The following is a 16710-nucleotide window of genomic DNA, read 5'->3' on the forward strand; positions in this document are numbered from 1 at the left end:
TAATACTTAATTGAGGTTTTTTCATAATTTAATTTTATGATGAAAAAAAGGAGAACCCACAACATCTAGAATTATAAAGTGCTTAAATACACTATATAATGTTGGATAACTCTAGATAAATTATAAATTTTTTTCAATTAATATATCATTTATCTTTTGTACCACTTGAATCATATCGTCATTAATAAAAAAATGTCCACCATTAAACTCATAAAAGTCACACTTTTTGTTTGTATAATTTTTCCATCCGCGAATATCATATTCTTGAACTTCAGGATCATTGTTACCACTAAAAACAGATATATCGAAATTCCATTTGTCCATTCCGGAATATTTATAGGTTTCTATAAGTTTATAGTCAGCCCTTAATATGGGCATAAAAATATTGAAAAACTCCGTATTTTGAATTACTTCTTCAGGAATCCCACCTAGCTTTATTATTTCATCTTTAAACCTATCATCAACAAGAGTATGAAGAATTTTAGTTTCCCTAATATGTGGTGGAAATCTTCCTGACATGAATATGTGTAAAGGATCACTAAATTCCATTTGATGTATTTTTCTTATTAATTCATATATAACGAGCGTTCCCATACTATGCCCAAAAATAGCATAATATGAACCATCCAACTCTTTACTCATAATTTTAAATAAATCATCAACAGTATCCTCAATATTGTCAAACAATTGTAATCCAAACCTTTTTCCTCTACCTGACATCTCTAATGGATATAGTTCAATAATTTTATGTAGGTATTTACTCCACTTTGTATAAACCATAGCCGTGCCACCCGCATAGGGAAGGCAAAAAAGTTTTATCTTCTTTTTCATTTATTTTCTTCCCCCTCCATAAAAGAATTCTAACTTGAAAATTTCATCTTCAATTATTTGCATTTTCTAATAAGCACCAAGATTAAAAGCGTGAGATTTGTGGTTTCACTGGCGTGACCCTTTATGGATCAACTTTGTACTGCAAAGTTGATTTTTCTTCCCCTTTTTCTTCAGAAATCGTTTCTTCTCGTATCCGGTAAATTCTTTTAAAAGTCGGTACATCGTCGTAAGTCCCAACAATGATGGCTATTCCATATTGTTTCGCCAATTCATTTAGTAAACTAATTACCGCTAATGACCTATGACTATCGAGAGGTGCAGTTGGTTCACCAGCTAAAATCCACTGGGGGATTATTAGACGGTGCCCGGGCGCTGGATACTCTCTGTACCTGTCCCTCTCGTGATTACCAGCCTTATCAAAATATCACCTCAACAAACATACGCGTTTTGTCAATATTATTTAGCAACTAAAATATAATGCTTATATAATGCCCCATTATTCATGGGGCAAATTTTCTACTATTTTATCAATAAATGTATTGATTACTTTTATATTATCTGGATTTATTCCATCTAAGTATCGAGATACATTGCGATATAATTTTTCGTGGTTTTTGCTATGTTTAGCGTTGGCAATTTTACCTAGGTTAGTTAGCCGATAATATACCTCTTTTTTATTGTTTGGCATTCGAAACTGTTCAATAAGTCCCTTCTTGACAAGCTTACTTGTCACCTGAGTGATAGCCCCACTTGTTATTCCTAATATATTTGCTAGTTCACTTGCATTAACATTCTCATGGTTGTTTATGGCTTCAATCATGTGAATTTCTGATCGGTATAGAATATGCCCAGTTCCATAATCACAAGGTATTTTATTCACTTGATTTATTTTATTTAATAGACAAGCCATCTTCTCAATAATTTCAATATATTTCATCATATTCACCTAAAGACATTTTATAGTATCTAAAAAATATTGTCAATATTTTTTAGATACTATAAAATGTCTTTTTAAATTATTGATAAATCCCAAATAATTTACATTTGAAGTATAGCAGCATCTATTTCATGTAAGAGGGGGACGGCAACGATAATAGAGCATTCCGCGATGGACTTGGCAAAACGACGGGAAGCCGCGCACGTTTTCCTGTACATGTGGAACTTGCGGCGTTCAGCTGTCTGCAATATGCCGCTGCAACGTGTTGCGGCGCAGAAGACCGATAGGCGCTACGCCTCCGAGGGGATTATTTTCATGTCTAAGGAAAAACAAATCCTGCATCTTCGTTCTAAGGGTTACAGTAAAGGCGAATTGCTGAAACGCTGCATGTTTCACGCGATACCGTGGCAAAGGTGTTTAAAGCAGCAGAGCAGATGGATCCTAATGTTGTTTCCAGCATGGAAAAAGAAAGATGTCTCTCGTGCTTCCGCCTTTGAAGAAGAGTTTCCTTTTATGCAATCTTTTCCACCGTATTCGTATGAATTTGCCCAATGGAAGACAGCAACAGTGCAACTAAATTATCATATCAAATGCAAAGCTTTACATTTGATATGTGGTTACACTATTATTATTTCCTGATTTATATATATTCAATTAAAATAATACAAATTATTAAAAAAGTTCAAAAATAATTAACAAAAATGTAATCTATTGACAAAATATAAAAATAGTTATATGGTGAATACATGAAAATATTGTATGGGTTTTTCCATATGACTATTTTATTAGTATGTGTTATTTGAGAAAAACAGAAAGTTATAAGAATAAAAGCCATCTACTTTTTGAACCGATAATACACTCAAGGCGACAGTCAATTACCGACGGATATAAGCATGGTCAGTACGCTGGCGCATATAAAATCGCTCTAAATACTATCAACAAACAGGGGGAACAGGGGGATCTGGTTTAGAAAAGCAATCGAAAATTTTCCGAAAATGACTTTTTTTAAAGTGCCAACATAGCTTTAATTGCCTGTTTAATTTCATATGTGTTTTTGTCATAAATATGTTTTTATATTACAATTGTTTCATTAAAATGAGTCCAAATAATAATACTAGTAAAGACATATAAGTTTGTATGCAAACGGTATATTATATAATTTTACATTTTTGTATATTTTTTTAAGAAATGTTACAAATTTCTTGACACAACGAGGTGTAAAGCATATTATGATGATAGATAAACAAATAGAAATTTTATTAAAAGATTTTAAAGTGCAATTAAACAAATTAGAGTTTGGCAATGTAGATTTTGTAATACAAAACAATACAGTTATTAGGCTAGATATTAAAAGTAGTGTAAAACCAGAAAAATCAATGTTTGTTGACAATGATCAAAATTAAAAAGCACTATAAATCTGATTAGAATAAATCATACTTCATATTGAATATTTATAACTAGACTGACTGAAGAACAGAAGTCGATGTTACTAATGTATATAGCATTAGTAACATCGACTTTTTTAATTAGTCAGTACCATGCAAAGTGGATGGTTTTGCACGCTTTTTTCGAAATTTTCGCTATTTGTATCGGCAACTTTATGTGGATTTGGGGGATTGGCAAAATAGGCAGCAATCGTACCGCGATTTACAATAATCTGTCTCCTATTTTTGCGATCATAACAGGATACTTCTTATTGGGAGAGACCATTGAACTTTGGCAGCTTATTGGTGGTGTTGCCGTTCTTTGGGGAGTATACCTGATGCGAAAAAGCAAAATATCGATAGTTCAGAGTACTGCGATGAAATAATTGTCAGATAGCAGCCTAGTTAATTCCGTTTTGAGTGACGCTTAATCAGTTTCCAAGTTTTTATCATACGATAAAAATAGTTTTAATAAAGTTCTGCAAATTAAGGACTTGTGCCAACAGAGCTGAGAGAAACTAGGCCCGTTAAAGGAAATAGAAAGTCCGTTAGCAATATGTCTAAAAGAATAAAGAAAAAAATTATTTTCGTTGTAATGAAACCAGGAACTGGAGTAGAGGAGATTGAAAAAATGCATAAGAAATTGGGACAGTTGAAAATGAATCTTACTCTTATCCCCGTAGAACAACAAAGTGCTCTTACTTTGGGAGGAGATACATCAAAACTTAATTTGGAAGCTCTTCAGGCTAATATTCAGCTTGAAAAAAATGTGCGTATTCAGCAGCCGTATAAGTTGGCTAGCCGTGGTTTTCATCCGGAGGATACGATTGTTGATGTGTGTGGTTGTAAATTTGGAGGTGGACATATCGCAGTGATTGCAGGCCCCTGTTCTGTTGAAAGTGAAGAACAAATGGTTTACACGGCGGTGCTTGTTAAGCAGTACGGTGCTACCCTTCTTAGAGGAGGAGCCTATAAACCTCGTTCTTCTCCTTATAGTTTTCAGGGATTAGGTGAGGAAGGATTAAAAATATTGGTAAAAGCCCGGGAAAAGACGGGCTTGCCCATTGTCACTGAAGCCATGTGCATAGAAGATTTTGATGTCGTAGAAGAATGTGCCGATCTCATTCAAATCGGGGCCCGGAATATGCAAAACTTTCCACTGCTGAAACGTGCGGGGCAAAGTGCAAAGCCCATTTTACTTAAACGTGGATTAAGTGCAACATTGGAAGAGTTTCTGATGTCGGCGGAATATATTCTAGCTGGTGGTAATTCCAATGTCATTTTGTGTGAACGAGGCATACGTACATTCGATACTTATACTAGAAATACCCTAGATCTTAGTCTGATACCCGCGGTGAAAGAACTGAGTCACTTACCAATTATTGTTGATCCCAGTCATGCCTGTGGTAAATGGTCACTCGTGGAGCCTTTGGCTAAAGCGGCCATTGCTGTTGGCGCTGATGGACTAATTATTGAAGTACATCATAATCCGGAACAGGCCCTCTGTGACGGTGCTCAGTCATTAAAGCCGGAAAGATTTGGTCACTTAATGTCTTCTGTGCAGAAAATTATGGCCGCAGTTTAGCATGATTAGCTTTACTGATGAAAGTGTTTCGTTTAGGTACTATCAATATTCTTTCGCAAATTCGCTTATAACGGTCAATATATTAACCAGAAAAAATGGTGTGCACTAAAACGCTCTATCATTGTAGAATTAGGCCTTTTACAAATGGTCAATCTGGATTTGCCACTAAAGGTAAAGCGCAGTACTAGGATACTCAAAGTAAGAAAGTATAAAAAACGCCTTGGAACAAGCATAGAGGAGCGTCCAGCTTCTATTAATGATCGTAGCGAAATTTGGCCACTGGGAAATTGATACCGTGATCGGTAAGAAAAATAAGACAGAAACTGCTCTGCAAAATACTATTCTCGCAGCAAAAGCAGACAATGACTCCGTGGGAGGCGTCATTGAAACAGCAGCCATTCATTTATCAGCTGGGTGGGGAGATCCTTTTTTTGATTCATTAGAAAGCACTTTGTCTCATCTGCTTTTTTCCATTCCCGCTGTAAAGAGCATAGAATTTGGGGCAGGCTTTGAATTTGCTGCAATGTACGGCAGTACAGCAAATGACGCCATGCATTGCCAAGATGGTAGGATTCAGACAACTACCAATCACAATGGTGGCATTACAGGCGGTATTACAAATGGCATGCCTCTTATTTTCCGCGTAGCTATAAAACCCACACCTTCTATTAGCCAAAAACAGCACACAGTCAACGCGCAGGGTGAAAACATTCTTCTTTCTACCATTGGCCGTCATGATCCATGTATTGTTCCACGAGCGGTCCCTGTCTGTTGTAGAATCTGTAACGGCACTCGCGCTTTGGGAGATGATATAATGAAAATGAATTTGTATGCAAATAACGTTGTATTAATCGGCATGCCTGGCTGTGGTAAATCTTCAATAGGCTCGCTGCTCGCTCAGGCACTCAAAATGAAATTTTATGATGTAGACCGTTATATCGAAAAAAAAGAACAGCAAAGCGTTGCTGAACTTTTTTCACATGGCGAAGATCATTTTCGTCAAATTGAAAGTCAAGCCATTTTCGACATTTACAACAAGTCCTCGATTGTTATCGCAACAGGCGGCGGTGTTGTGACACGACATCAAAATATGGTACTTCTGCAACAACAAGGCATTATTTTTTATATTGAACGTTCTATTGAGATGATTATCGATTCCCTTGGCACAGCTGAACATCGCCCCTTACTTGCCGGCAATGTTCAGCGCATTTACACCTTATATGAACAGCGAAAACATCTTTACGAAAAATATGGTCACTATCGAATTTTAAACAACGAATCTTGCCAAGCGGCTGTAGAAAAGATCCAAGCGAAATTGCTGGAGCACATACTTGTTTTAAAGTGCCCGGACCATCCTGAGCAACCACTATCTGTGCTTTACCCAAAATTTCCATATATTAAAAACATGTAAAGACGCAATAATAAGCGACATACCTGAAGCCATCTCGGTTCTTTCCCCTAAATCTCAGTATACTTCACAAAGATTTCAGACTGTACTTAAATGTATGTCTACCAGCAAAGTATAAGTCGTAAAGGTAACACTTATGACAATGCCTTTAAGGAATTCTTGTACCGCACATTAAAGAGAGCCTGTTCAGGAATGACCCCGAATAAGCTCTTAGGGAAATATTCAAAACCTCAGCCATCTTCGCCACCCGAAACTCGGAGCGATTCGCCTTCATAAATCGAAAACGTTCCATTTCTGGTTTTTCGCGAAGTAGGCCGCCGCCGTTTTTAAGATCGCATTTTCCTCTTTTAAATCCAGTATTTCCCTGCGCAACTTACGCAACGCTTCGTCAGCATTATGCAAATCACCACTGCCGGGAAAGGCAGCTTCACCGTGTTTACCAAATTTGCTCATCCATCCATGTAATGCATTAGGGCTTAAATCTAACTATCGAGTCACTACGACTACCGGTTTTCCGCTTTTTTTTAACGCTTAAAAGCCATTAACTTATATTCTTTATCAAATGTTTTTACTCGTGACCCCTCCCGTGTTATACTACACGTTCTTGGTGTCCATAAAATCGCGGTATGGTCAGTGCGTGGCATACAGAGATGAAAATCTGAAATTGATAATTTTATGAAATATTTCCCTCTGGCGGAAAATCTCATAACGTATAACAAGCAATTCAAATAATAACTTTTTGAAAGGAGGTAGTATAATGGAAAATATGTTATCAATACCAACACATCTTAAGAATATACTTATTCCTAGGGGCGAAAATAACGAATTTGAGATATCTGGTGATACAAGTACTCCCTTCTTTAATCGAATGACCTGACGCTGACTAATTCCCAAACTCACTGCGGCTTCGGCAACGGTTAAATGCCTATCAATGACCTTTGATATAACAGCAAATCTATTCAGTTGTGTTTGTGACATAAGAAAATGCACCTCGTTGTTCATAGTGACATTTTCTCACGATAGTCTACATAGTGACATTATCACAAGTTAAACACAATTTTCTATATTTTCTATTGATTTAGTTATAATCTTAGTTTATAATAAAAGAAAACTTGTATGAAGAGTAACAACTGATAAGTAAAATGAGAATTGAGGGTATAATTCTTGTACATTCTTAAAACAAATATTACGCAACAAGTAATTGAATACTTAAAAAAAAATATTGAGAATGGTACCTGGCCAGTTGGTGGGAAAATTCCGTCAGAAAACAAATTAACGGAAATTTTAGGAGTAAGTCGTTCAAGCATAAGGGTAGCAATTCAGCAGTTTATTGCCTTAGATGTATTACAAAGCATTCATGGAAAAGGTACATTTATAAGGACAAATAACATTATGGGGGTTGGTAAGAACTTAAATGCAATTGATGAAGCGGATTATAATGACATAAGTCAGGTTTTGCAATTTAGAAGAATCATTGAAACTGAGTCTGCTTATATTGCTGCGCAACAGGCATCAAATGAGACTATTAACAATTTGAAATTCTATTTAAAAAATATGAAAAATAGTATAGGTCAGTCAGAAGAATTTGTTAAACAGGATATGCTTTTTCATGAGGAAATTTGTCATGCGACTGGAAATCGTTTGTTGGAAAATTGTTTAAAGGAAGTTTTTCAGAAGACAGCGAAGAATCATAAACAAATGAATGGATTATTTGGCTATAATGATGGGATTTATTTTCATACTTTATTGTTAAAGGCAATTCAAGCCAAAGATGCTAAAAAAGCAAAGAGTTTAATGAAAGAGCATATGCAACAAGCTATAGATCGGTTAAAATAAAGCATAAAAATTTTTAAATGAACTTGTATGACGACTTACAACATATAATACTTGCTGACTTGCTTATCATAAAGACGGAGGAAGAAAATGGGGACTAAAATTACAGATATCAAAGTAATTCTTACAGCACCAGAGGGAATCAATTTAATTGTCGTAAAAGTAGAAACGAATCAAGATGGATTATATGGTTTAGGGTGTGCGACGTTTGCTTATCGGCATTTAGCGGTTAAGTGTTTGATTGAAGAATATCTCAAACCATTGCTTGTTGGTAGATGTGCAGAAAATATTGAAGAATTGTGGCATTTGATGCACCAAAATGCATATTGGCGCAATGGACCAATTGAGAATAATGCAATTTCTGGTGTGGATATGGCCTTATGGGATATTAAAGGGAAAATGGCCAATATGCCACTGTATCAACTCTTGGGTGGTAAATGTCGTGAAGGTGTGCCTATTTATCGGCATGCGGATGGTAAAGATGTAAATGAAATATGTGAAAACATTCAAAAATACAAAGAGCAAGGCATCACGCATATTCGTTGTCAATGTGGTGGTTATGGTGGTGGCGGATATGATAAAGCACCGATTAATGCACCAGTTGGGGCAGCCGATGGGGTTTATCTTAACAGCAATAAGTATATGCGAGATACGGTAAAATTATTTGAAGATATTCGCACGCAAATAGGATTTGATATGGAACTTTGCCATGACGTACATGAACGTCTCAGTCCAATCGAGGCCATTCGTTTTGCCAAAGAAATGGAACCATTTAAGTTATTCTTCTTAGAGGATGCAATTCCATTGGAACAAGGGGACTGGATTAGACAGCTTCGGGTGCAGACTTCTATTCCGTTGGCGCAAGGTGAACTATTTAATAATCCGTATGAATGGCGATACTTAATTTCCGAAAGATTAATCGATTATATTCGTGTTCATATCAGCCAAATTGGGGGCATTACAGCGGCTAGAAAATTGCAAATATTTGCTGAACAATTTGGAGTGAGGACAGCTTGGCATGGACCGGGCGATATGTCGCCGCTTGCCCATGCAGCCAACATCCATCTTGACTTAGCCGCATATAATTTTGGCGTTCAAGAATGGTCAGGCACAGAGCCGCCTAATTTTGTAATTCAAGAATTGAAGGGGCCTAAAGAAGCACTTCTGGAAGTTTTCCCAGGCCTACCTGAATATAGACAAGGTTATGTCTATGCAAATGATAAACCGGGACTTGGCGTAGATATTGACGAAGAAGCAGCGAAAAAGTATCCATGCGAAAATACCGTAACATTGTGGACACAAACAAGGCTGGTTGATGGAAACTTACAAACTCCATGATCAGTAAAAATAGTAAAATGTTTTGAAACACAAAGTTTATAATCTAACTTAACTATTTTGATTAATAATAGATTAATAGACGTCTTTTGTTTGGGAAGATAAAGTAGCTAACGCCAAACAAAAGATGACTATTGATTATGGTACTATTGTCTCATAATACGTTAATTGTTCAGAAAATTTTATATTTACATAATTTGTTGATAATTTATAACTTAATATTTTATATCAAAATTGGTATGTTTAAACTTTACATTGCATTATTTTTCGATATGTTTATTGATAGTGTTGAAAATGATTTTACGATAGGTATTGTAAGGTTTATGTGAGATATATTTATGAGGAGCTGTTAATTATGGAGATAGGGAAAAGACCGACAAAAGCCCGATTAGGAATATTAGCTTTACTTTTTATTGCCGTTGCCATTAATTATATGGATAGAGCAAATTTATCTGTTGCTGGTTCAGCGATTCAAAGTCAATTCAATTTAAGTGCTACCGAGCTTGGAATATTATTTTCAGCATTTACATGGTCCTATACCATCGCTCAAATACCCGTAGGAATATTGTTGGATAAATTTGGGCCGCGTTTATTATATGGAGCCGCTATTACCATTTGGGGATTATTTACATTCATTATGGCATTTAGTTCCCAGGCAGTTTTTATTACGGCTAGCGCTTCCTTTGCTTTTCTGATACTTTGCCGCATATTAATTGGTATTGCGGAAGCACCGGCATATCCAAGCAATACAAAGATTGCTTCTCTTTGGTTCCCTAATAAAGAACGGGCTAGAGCAATCAGCACATACTCATCAGCTCAGTATATCGGCTTAGCAATATTTACACCGGTATTGGCGATTATGGTTGCTAATATAGGTTGGGAGTCGGTATTTTACTTCTCAGGCGGGATTGCTGTTGTTTATGGATTTGTCTGGTATGCATTTTATCGGGATCCAAAGGACAGCAAAAAAGTAAATCAGGCAGAATTGGATTATATAAAAAATAATGGTGGTTATAATCCGGACGTAGATGGAACAAAACAAGCGGAAAATGTTTCTTGGGCTGAAGTTAAGTATGTAGTAAAGCAGAGAAAAGTTTGGGGGATTTTTATTGCACAATTTGCTGCGTCCTCGACATTATATTTCTTTTTAACTTGGTTTATTGTATATTTGCAAAAGGGATTAAATCTTTCAATAGATAAAGCTGGTTTTATAGCTTGTGTGCCATATTTAATGGCTATGGCAGGTGTTTTAATTGGCGGAACGATAAGTGATGATTTGTTAAAAAAAGGAAAATCTACAACGTTTGCTCGTAAATGTCCTATGGTAGTAGGAATGGTTATTTCTGCTGTCTTATGTTTAGCTAACTTTTTTGAGGATTCTCCTACTATAGCAGTTGGTATTTTATCTATTGCCTTTTTTGCGAATGCTGCTTCTAATTTAGGCTGGGTAGCCATGAGCGATATTATGCCGAAAAAAATGATGGGAACGGTTGGGGCCATACTTAATGTCTTTGGAAATTTATCAGGGATTCTTACCCCGATAGTGTTTGGAACATTACTACAGGCGACAAATAATTTTCATTTAGCGATGGATTATATTGCGGCAATTGCATTCTTTGGTGCGATAGGATTCTTGTTTGTTGTTGATAAATTAGAACCTATTGATTTAACAAAAATGCCGAAGGATAGCATTTAAAAAGTAAAGACCTTGTAATAGTCTAATAATATAGTCTAATAATTAAGGAACACTTGATTGCATTATGAAATATAAAGGCGATCAACGTTTGCTATATTGTAAACGGTTGATATATATTAAGAATGGAGAGTGACATCTATGAAAGAAATCGTTGTAGTAAAACCGCATGAAGTTGAAGTGAAAGAAGTTCCAATGCCGAAAATTTCAAATGATTATGAGGTTTTGGTAAAAATGCAATCGGCAGGCGTATGTGGAAGTGATTTTCATATATATCACGGGACAAATCCATGCTCAACTTATCCGAGAATTCCTGGTCATGAAAATGCTGGTATTGTTGCCGCCGTTGGCGACAAGGTAAGCAAGGTTAAAGTTGGTGATCATGTAATTGTCGATCTTATTATGACCTGTGGAGAATGCTATCAGTGCAAAATAGGCCGCAAAAATGTCTGTGAAAATGTCCGTGTAAGAGGATCGGGCGCTGATGGCGGCTGGAGAGAATACTTCACAGCACCGGAAGCGGAAGTTTATAAAATTTCTAAGGATGTGCCATGGAAGGATGCTGCACTAGTTGAACCATTTGCTATTGGTGCGCATTGTACCAATAGAGGCCGGGTGGTAGCCGATGATGTCGTATTTATTCTAGGAACGGGAACAATAGGTTCGATTATTTTGCAGAGTTGTAAAGCTAAAGGTTGTAAGACAATTATTTGTTGCGATATCAATGATGCTTCTTTAGAAAGAGCCCAAAAATATGGTGCGGATTATGTTATTAACTCTAAAACAGAAGATGTTGTGAAGAGAGTTCAGGAAATCACTAAGGAAAAAGGTGTTAGCATTGCTTTTGATTCAGCCTGCTTTCCAGGATCCCTGACATGTGTTATGCAGCCGGGAATCATAAGAAATGCTGGCAGAGTTGTACCGATGGGCTTTGTGACGGAACCGGAAGCTATTACGCAGGCGATGATCAATCAGCGTGAAATAGAAATTATCGGTTCCAGAATGTCTTGCTATCAATTTGAACCGACAATTAAACATATGGAAGATCATGATTTTATACTGGATGGTGTGGCAACGACTTTCATTAAATTTAGTGAAATAGATAAGGTGTTTGACCATATGAGTCATCCAGATCCAGCCGTAAAGAAAATGGTAATACTTTTTGACGAATAATAGAAAGCGAGGGAATATGATGAATCTTTTTGATATTAAAGGAAAAAAAGCAATTGTTACAGGCGGTACCAGAGGTCTGGGCTATGGTATGGCAGAAGGATTGATGGAAGCTGGCTGTGAAGTTGCTATTGTTGGGACATCCGATAAGGTTTATGCAGTAGCCGATGAATTTTGCAGTAAAGGCTTCAAATGCTATGGCGTAAAAGGGGATTTTGAAAAGAGAGATGAAGTATACAGCGTTTTTAATGCCTGTGTAGAAAAACTGGGCGGCAATCTGGATATCCTGGTAACAGCCCACGGTATTCAAAGACGCTACAGTGCGGAACTTTTCCCTTTGGAAGAATGGGACAGTGTGTTGAATGTAAACCTGAATTCGGTGTTTATTTTATGTCAGGAAGCGGCTAAGATCATGCTGAAAAAGGGCTACGGCAAAATCATTACGATTGCCTCCATGGTTTCGTTTTTCGGCGGCCAGACAGTTCCGGCTTATTCCGCAGCCAAAGGCGGCGTTACGCAGATGACGAAGGAAATGAGCAACGACTGGATCAGCCGTGGCATCAATGTTAACGCCATTGCTCCTGGCTATATGGCCACAAAAATGAATGAGGCATTGCTGGATGAAAGCAATCCGCGGTACAAAGAAATTACAGATAGAATCCCGGCACATAGATGGGGAACTGGCGATGATATGAAGGGGACCTGCATTTTCTTGGCATCGCATGCCAGTGATTATCTGGGCGGAGCGATTATCCCGGTTGATGGCGGTTATTTGGTAAAATAGTTTAGTAATGATAAATTGTGTTACTTTTACTCTTGTACCTCGATGCCTAAAAAATCGACTGTTGTAGTTTATGAATTGTATTTGCAATATTTTTTTTAATCCTTAATTTTCCTCATATATTTGGGAGGATTGCATTTCGTATTGGAGATGTCGTAATGTAGGTGGATTTGCAAGGTCACGGCTCGCCTCCACCATGTAAATCCCGATTTTTTTACAATAATAGGAAACGACTATTTGTCTAGTAATGGACAAATAGCCGTTTTTTGTGTTTGAGATTAGGCGGGGAGAAGGGCATTACCCCCCTTACAATGAGAGTAATGGGTTTATTGGGGTATTGTTCATTTGTAGTGTTGGTAGTGGCCAATTTATTTTGTAAGTTTGCACAACCTCCAATCATGATTGAAATGACGAATAAATAGGTTATCAAAAAAAATGATATTTTTTTCTCCATGTCATTCATCTCCTTTTTATAATATTCCATATATGGAAATTAAATCCTGCAAAATAAATGTAATTTTGTAGAATAAAGGGTATTAATTGTCTAATTAGGACCATTCAGCTATTAATAGAAAAATAACCATTATCCGTCTATGTAAATTGCCCTCTGTCTACTTGACAGGGGGCAGTTCACATAAACGGATAGGAGCTTTTTTGCTTTTAGGCTTTGGTTATTTGCTAATGTATTTTTTTAAGGCATCGTTGACAATTTTTGATTGGCTCACTCCTGTATACCATTTTCTAATAAAAAGGATTATGTACTACCTTGTCGAAAAAATTTTCTATATCATCTTCACCTCGGTATACTTTCAATAGAGAAGCGAGTTTGGCAAAAAATTTGATTCAGACATGGCAATAGAAGCTTTTTCGTAGGTCGAACACATATGGTTTTACCTGTTTGTAATGGAGCATTGATCGCTTTAGCGACCTATACCTGGCATACATGCCAAGGGGACGGGGTTATCGACACTGTGATCATAGAGATGTTGTCAGTAACCCCGTCCCTGCGACACACCTACGACACACCTAGCTTAAGCTATTTTCACATCCAGGAAGTCTTAGTTTCAAGGCGTATACCATCCTCAGAGGTAGCCTGCGTTAAACTGTCCTCCTGAGCCTGAATACATATAAAATATAAATCCTTATCACCGGCTGTCCAAGCTCTTTCTGCCGACGGAGCCACTCGAATCAGACTGCCTTCCTGAACAGGAAATTCCTCTCCATCCACAAAAAACTTGCCGTTACCACTAATAAAAATATAAAGTTCCTCATTTTTCTTATGCGCATGAACAAACGGCGCTGCCTGCTCCGCCGGGAGACAATTCAGTGAAACTTCAGAGCCGCTAAGACCAAGCTCATTGCCTATAAAATACTTACCCTTAACGCCTTTAAAATTATGATTTAGTAGATTTTTAAGCGATCCAATATCTGTTAAAGTGTAGTTATTACCCCTGGTTGTCATTATAATTACCCCTTTCGTCCCTTATCATTAAATTTATGTGTATATACACCAATTTATATAAAAATATTTAGGGTGCGAGCGCCTCCAATTTTGCCATTATTTTTGTAAACTTAGCCAAGTCCTCTTCGCCGAGATATTCTTTTATTGATACCTGAGCCTCACCCCATAACCTCCAGGCCTCAGCTGCCGCATTACTTCCCTCTGCCGTTAGTGTTACCTGCCGTGTGCGTGAATCCTGACCAGACCTTATAATGATTAATCCAGCTTCAGTCAAAGGCTTGAGATTCCGATTAAGCGTAGTACGGTCAATTCGCATACTTTTAGCCACTTCACTAATTGTCTTGCCTTCAGCCATCTCAATCTGCCGCAGCAGCCCCATCTGGGCAATCGTAAGGCCGCTAGGTTTCAGGACTTGATTATAAAACTGCGCAACAGCCCGGGAAGCTCGATGAATGTTCATGAAGTTACAAGGACTAGATGGTTTGGGATATGTTTCTTTGATATGTTTCAAGATAGCTACCCTCATATTGTGTGTATATACACGTAAATTGTAATATTTCCTAAGATAAATGTCAAGCCTTATTTTTACATCCATTTTGAGCAAATAATTGGGGTCAGACTGGCTAAGTCAATTTTTAGATGAGTCAGGGGACGATTTCTTGACTCATATTGTTTTTCGGAAATTCGCCGTTCTGCCCGATACGGTGAACCGTATCGGGTAGACGGCGAAAAATGGCTTGAACCCTTGTGTAATCATGGATTGGAGCTTTGCTTTTTATGGAGCAAGGGGACGTTCTAGTGTTTCCGGACAGTCATGCCGGATTTTTTTATCTTTCTTTATTTAGCTTCTGCTATGCAACTCATTTTTAATTTTGCTTACCAAGAGGTATGCAGCTGCAAAGGTCACAGTCTCTGCCAAAGGTGTGGTAAGCCATATCCCTATATCACCTAAAATATAAGGCAGTACCAATAGAAAAAACAATATAAGAACCAGACTGCGCAGACTGGAAACGAACAACGCTGCTTTGGCCTTGCCAATTGATGTAAAGAAGGCTGCGACTATCATGTTATACCCATTTAGAATAAACGCGATGGAAAAAATTCTCAGACCTATCCCACCAATATTTAGAAGTTCCTGATTGTTATGGGAAAATATACTGATGATATCTTCCGCATAGACTAAAGACACTATACATACCACTAAGCCTACTGCAAACACAGCTTTAACACCTATCCCTAACAGCTTGAATATTACATCCATATTTTTGGCTCCAAAATTATAGCTGATAAGCGGATGAATACCTATTGCAATTCCCGTAAGCACCATGCTCTGTATGAACACAACATAGCCAATGATAGTTTGCGCCGCAACGCCATTAACGCCAATTCTCTCCATTAAAACCAGGTTAAATGCGAAAATAGTAATTGAAATGGAAATCTGCGCGATAAATTCCGCTGAACCATTAAATATAATGTTTTTGCAATCAGTAAAATTAGGGCTGAATTTAGTGAATTGATAGACTGATCTGTTCGTTAAAAAATACATCAGTCCAAACAAGCAAGGCACCAATACTGAAAGACCTGATGCTAACGCAGCGCCGCACATGCCCCAGTCCAATTTCATGATGAACACATAATCCAAAATAACATTAAAAATATTGCCAGACACGCCAAACAACAAGGACAACAGAGGCTTGCCTTCTGCCCGGATAAACATGGAAAAAGCCATATTCAGCATCATAAATACGTAAAAATATACAATTACACCGAGAAAGTCTTTTACATATTCCTGTACAATACCGTGTGCATCCAACAAAACCACAATGTCATCCAAGAATGCGGCAATAAACAGCACAATGCTTGTATCTACGGCTAAAATTCCGCTTAATGCAACCGAGAAGTAGTAGCTGGCCTGTTTCTTTTGCTTTGCGCCAAGACTTTGTGCGGCAAGCGTTACACCACCCACTCCGATCAGAAGGGTAACCGCTAACAGGATATACATGAGCGGCAAAGTAAGATTGATAGCTGCCAGACCGCTTTCTCCAACTTTCCAGCCAATAAATACGCCATCTACTACAATAATAAATGAAGTAAGAAACATGGCAATTATACAGGGAACTGAATAACTGAAAAATGTTTTAACAATATTCTTTTCTTCCATAGTCTCGTTCATTGATATACCCCTTTTCTATTTACTCTCTTTGTATTCTACATTGATAAATAAATAGGGGCTTCTGAATTCGAGCTTTTT

Annotated in this window: 17 protein-coding genes; 10 read left to right on the forward strand and 7 right to left on the reverse strand. The window is 37.3% G+C overall.

All coding sequences use genetic code 11. The features are described 5' to 3' along the window. Nucleotides 1-120: 120 nt before the first annotated feature. Together Ga0466249_RS01870 and Ga0466249_RS01875 are read right to left on the reverse strand one after the other, a co-directional pair. Nucleotides 121-831: a thioesterase II family protein gene (locus tag Ga0466249_RS01870; RefSeq protein ID WP_215827732.1), complete on the reverse strand. Its 711-nt coding sequence runs from the start codon at nt 829-831 to the stop codon at nt 121-123. 496 nt (nt 832-1327) lie between these two features. Beyond that, a complete protein-coding gene (locus Ga0466249_RS01875) occupies nt 1328-1768 on the reverse strand; it encodes a MarR family transcriptional regulator (RefSeq protein WP_215827733.1) in 441 nt (146 codons plus the stop codon). Nucleotides 1769-1939: 171 nt separating this feature from the next. Between Ga0466249_RS01875 and Ga0466249_RS01880 the strand changes: the two genes are divergently transcribed. From Ga0466249_RS01880 to Ga0466249_RS26410, 5 genes are all read left to right on the forward strand, one after another. Next, nucleotides 1940-2407, forward strand: coding sequence for a hypothetical protein (locus Ga0466249_RS01880; RefSeq protein WP_215827734.1), 468 nt, complete (start codon nt 1940-1942; stop codon nt 2405-2407). 590 nt (nt 2408-2997) lie between these two features. Next, nucleotides 2998-3171, forward strand: a complete 174-nt coding sequence (locus Ga0466249_RS01885) for a hypothetical protein (RefSeq protein WP_215827735.1) — start codon at nt 2998-3000, stop codon at nt 3169-3171. 89 nt (nt 3172-3260) lie between these two features. Continuing rightward, nucleotides 3261-3578 (forward strand): EamA family transporter, encoded by a 318-nt coding sequence (locus tag Ga0466249_RS01890; RefSeq protein WP_215827736.1) that lies wholly within the window; start codon nt 3261-3263, stop codon nt 3576-3578. Nucleotides 3579-3775: 197 nt separating this feature from the next. After that, on the forward strand, nt 3776-4777 hold the full coding sequence (gene aroF / locus Ga0466249_RS01895) for a 3-deoxy-7-phosphoheptulonate synthase (RefSeq protein ID WP_312889691.1): 1002 nt from the start codon (nt 3776-3778) through the stop codon (nt 4775-4777). Between the two features lie 295 nt (nt 4778-5072). Beyond that, on the forward strand, nt 5073-6188 hold the full coding sequence (locus Ga0466249_RS26410) for a chorismate synthase (RefSeq protein WP_312889682.1): 1116 nt from the start codon (nt 5073-5075) through the stop codon (nt 6186-6188). Nucleotides 6189-6455: 267 nt separating this feature from the next. On the opposite strand, the gene Ga0466249_RS01910 is transcribed toward Ga0466249_RS26410, so the two are convergent. Together Ga0466249_RS01910 and Ga0466249_RS01915 are read right to left on the reverse strand one after the other, a co-directional pair. Continuing rightward, nucleotides 6456-6638 (reverse strand): hypothetical protein, encoded by a 183-nt coding sequence (locus tag Ga0466249_RS01910; RefSeq protein ID WP_215827738.1) that lies wholly within the window; start codon nt 6636-6638, stop codon nt 6456-6458. 177 nt (nt 6639-6815) lie between these two features. Beyond that, nucleotides 6816-7163: a hypothetical protein gene (locus Ga0466249_RS01915; RefSeq protein WP_215827739.1), complete on the reverse strand. Its 348-nt coding sequence runs from the start codon at nt 7161-7163 to the stop codon at nt 6816-6818. Nucleotides 7164-7349: 186 nt separating this feature from the next. Here Ga0466249_RS01915 and Ga0466249_RS01920 point away from each other — a divergent pair, with 186 nt between their 5' ends. The 5 genes from Ga0466249_RS01920 to Ga0466249_RS01940 all read left to right on the forward strand — a co-directional run bounded on the left by Ga0466249_RS01920 (nt 7350) and on the right by Ga0466249_RS01940 (nt 13000). Beyond that, on the forward strand, nt 7350-8021 hold the full coding sequence (locus tag Ga0466249_RS01920) for a FadR/GntR family transcriptional regulator (RefSeq protein WP_215827740.1): 672 nt from the start codon (nt 7350-7352) through the stop codon (nt 8019-8021). Between the two features lie 87 nt (nt 8022-8108). After that, nucleotides 8109-9356, forward strand: coding sequence for an enolase C-terminal domain-like protein (locus Ga0466249_RS01925; RefSeq protein ID WP_215827741.1), 1248 nt, complete (start codon nt 8109-8111; stop codon nt 9354-9356). Nucleotides 9357-9708: 352 nt separating this feature from the next. Then, entirely contained in the window at nt 9709-11049 is a 1341-nt protein-coding gene (locus Ga0466249_RS01930; RefSeq protein WP_215827742.1) for an MFS transporter, read from the forward strand. A 138-nt stretch (nt 11050-11187) separates the two neighbouring features. Next, nucleotides 11188-12219 (forward strand): alcohol dehydrogenase catalytic domain-containing protein, encoded by a 1032-nt coding sequence (locus tag Ga0466249_RS01935; RefSeq protein WP_215827743.1) that lies wholly within the window; start codon nt 11188-11190, stop codon nt 12217-12219. Nucleotides 12220-12235: 16 nt separating this feature from the next. After that, on the forward strand, nt 12236-13000 hold the full coding sequence (locus Ga0466249_RS01940) for an SDR family oxidoreductase (protein ID WP_246588326.1): 765 nt from the start codon (nt 12236-12238) through the stop codon (nt 12998-13000). A gap of 1039 nt (nt 13001-14039) precedes the next feature. On the opposite strand, the gene Ga0466249_RS01945 is transcribed toward Ga0466249_RS01940, so the two are convergent. From Ga0466249_RS01945 to Ga0466249_RS01955, 3 genes are all read right to left on the reverse strand, one after another. Then, nucleotides 14040-14459, reverse strand: coding sequence for a cupin domain-containing protein (locus Ga0466249_RS01945; protein WP_215827744.1), 420 nt, complete (start codon nt 14457-14459; stop codon nt 14040-14042). Nucleotides 14460-14526: 67 nt separating this feature from the next. After that, nucleotides 14527-14970, reverse strand: coding sequence for a MarR family winged helix-turn-helix transcriptional regulator (locus Ga0466249_RS01950; RefSeq protein ID WP_246588327.1), 444 nt, complete (start codon nt 14968-14970; stop codon nt 14527-14529). Nucleotides 14971-15300: 330 nt separating this feature from the next. Beyond that, nucleotides 15301-16632: an MATE family efflux transporter gene (locus Ga0466249_RS01955; protein ID WP_215827746.1), complete on the reverse strand. Its 1332-nt coding sequence runs from the start codon at nt 16630-16632 to the stop codon at nt 15301-15303. Between the last annotated feature and the right edge of the window lie 78 nt (nt 16633-16710).

Source organism: Pelorhabdus rhamnosifermentans (assembly GCF_018835585.1).
Lineage (GTDB): Bacteria > Bacillota > Negativicutes > UMGS1260 > UMGS1260 > Pelorhabdus > Pelorhabdus rhamnosifermentans.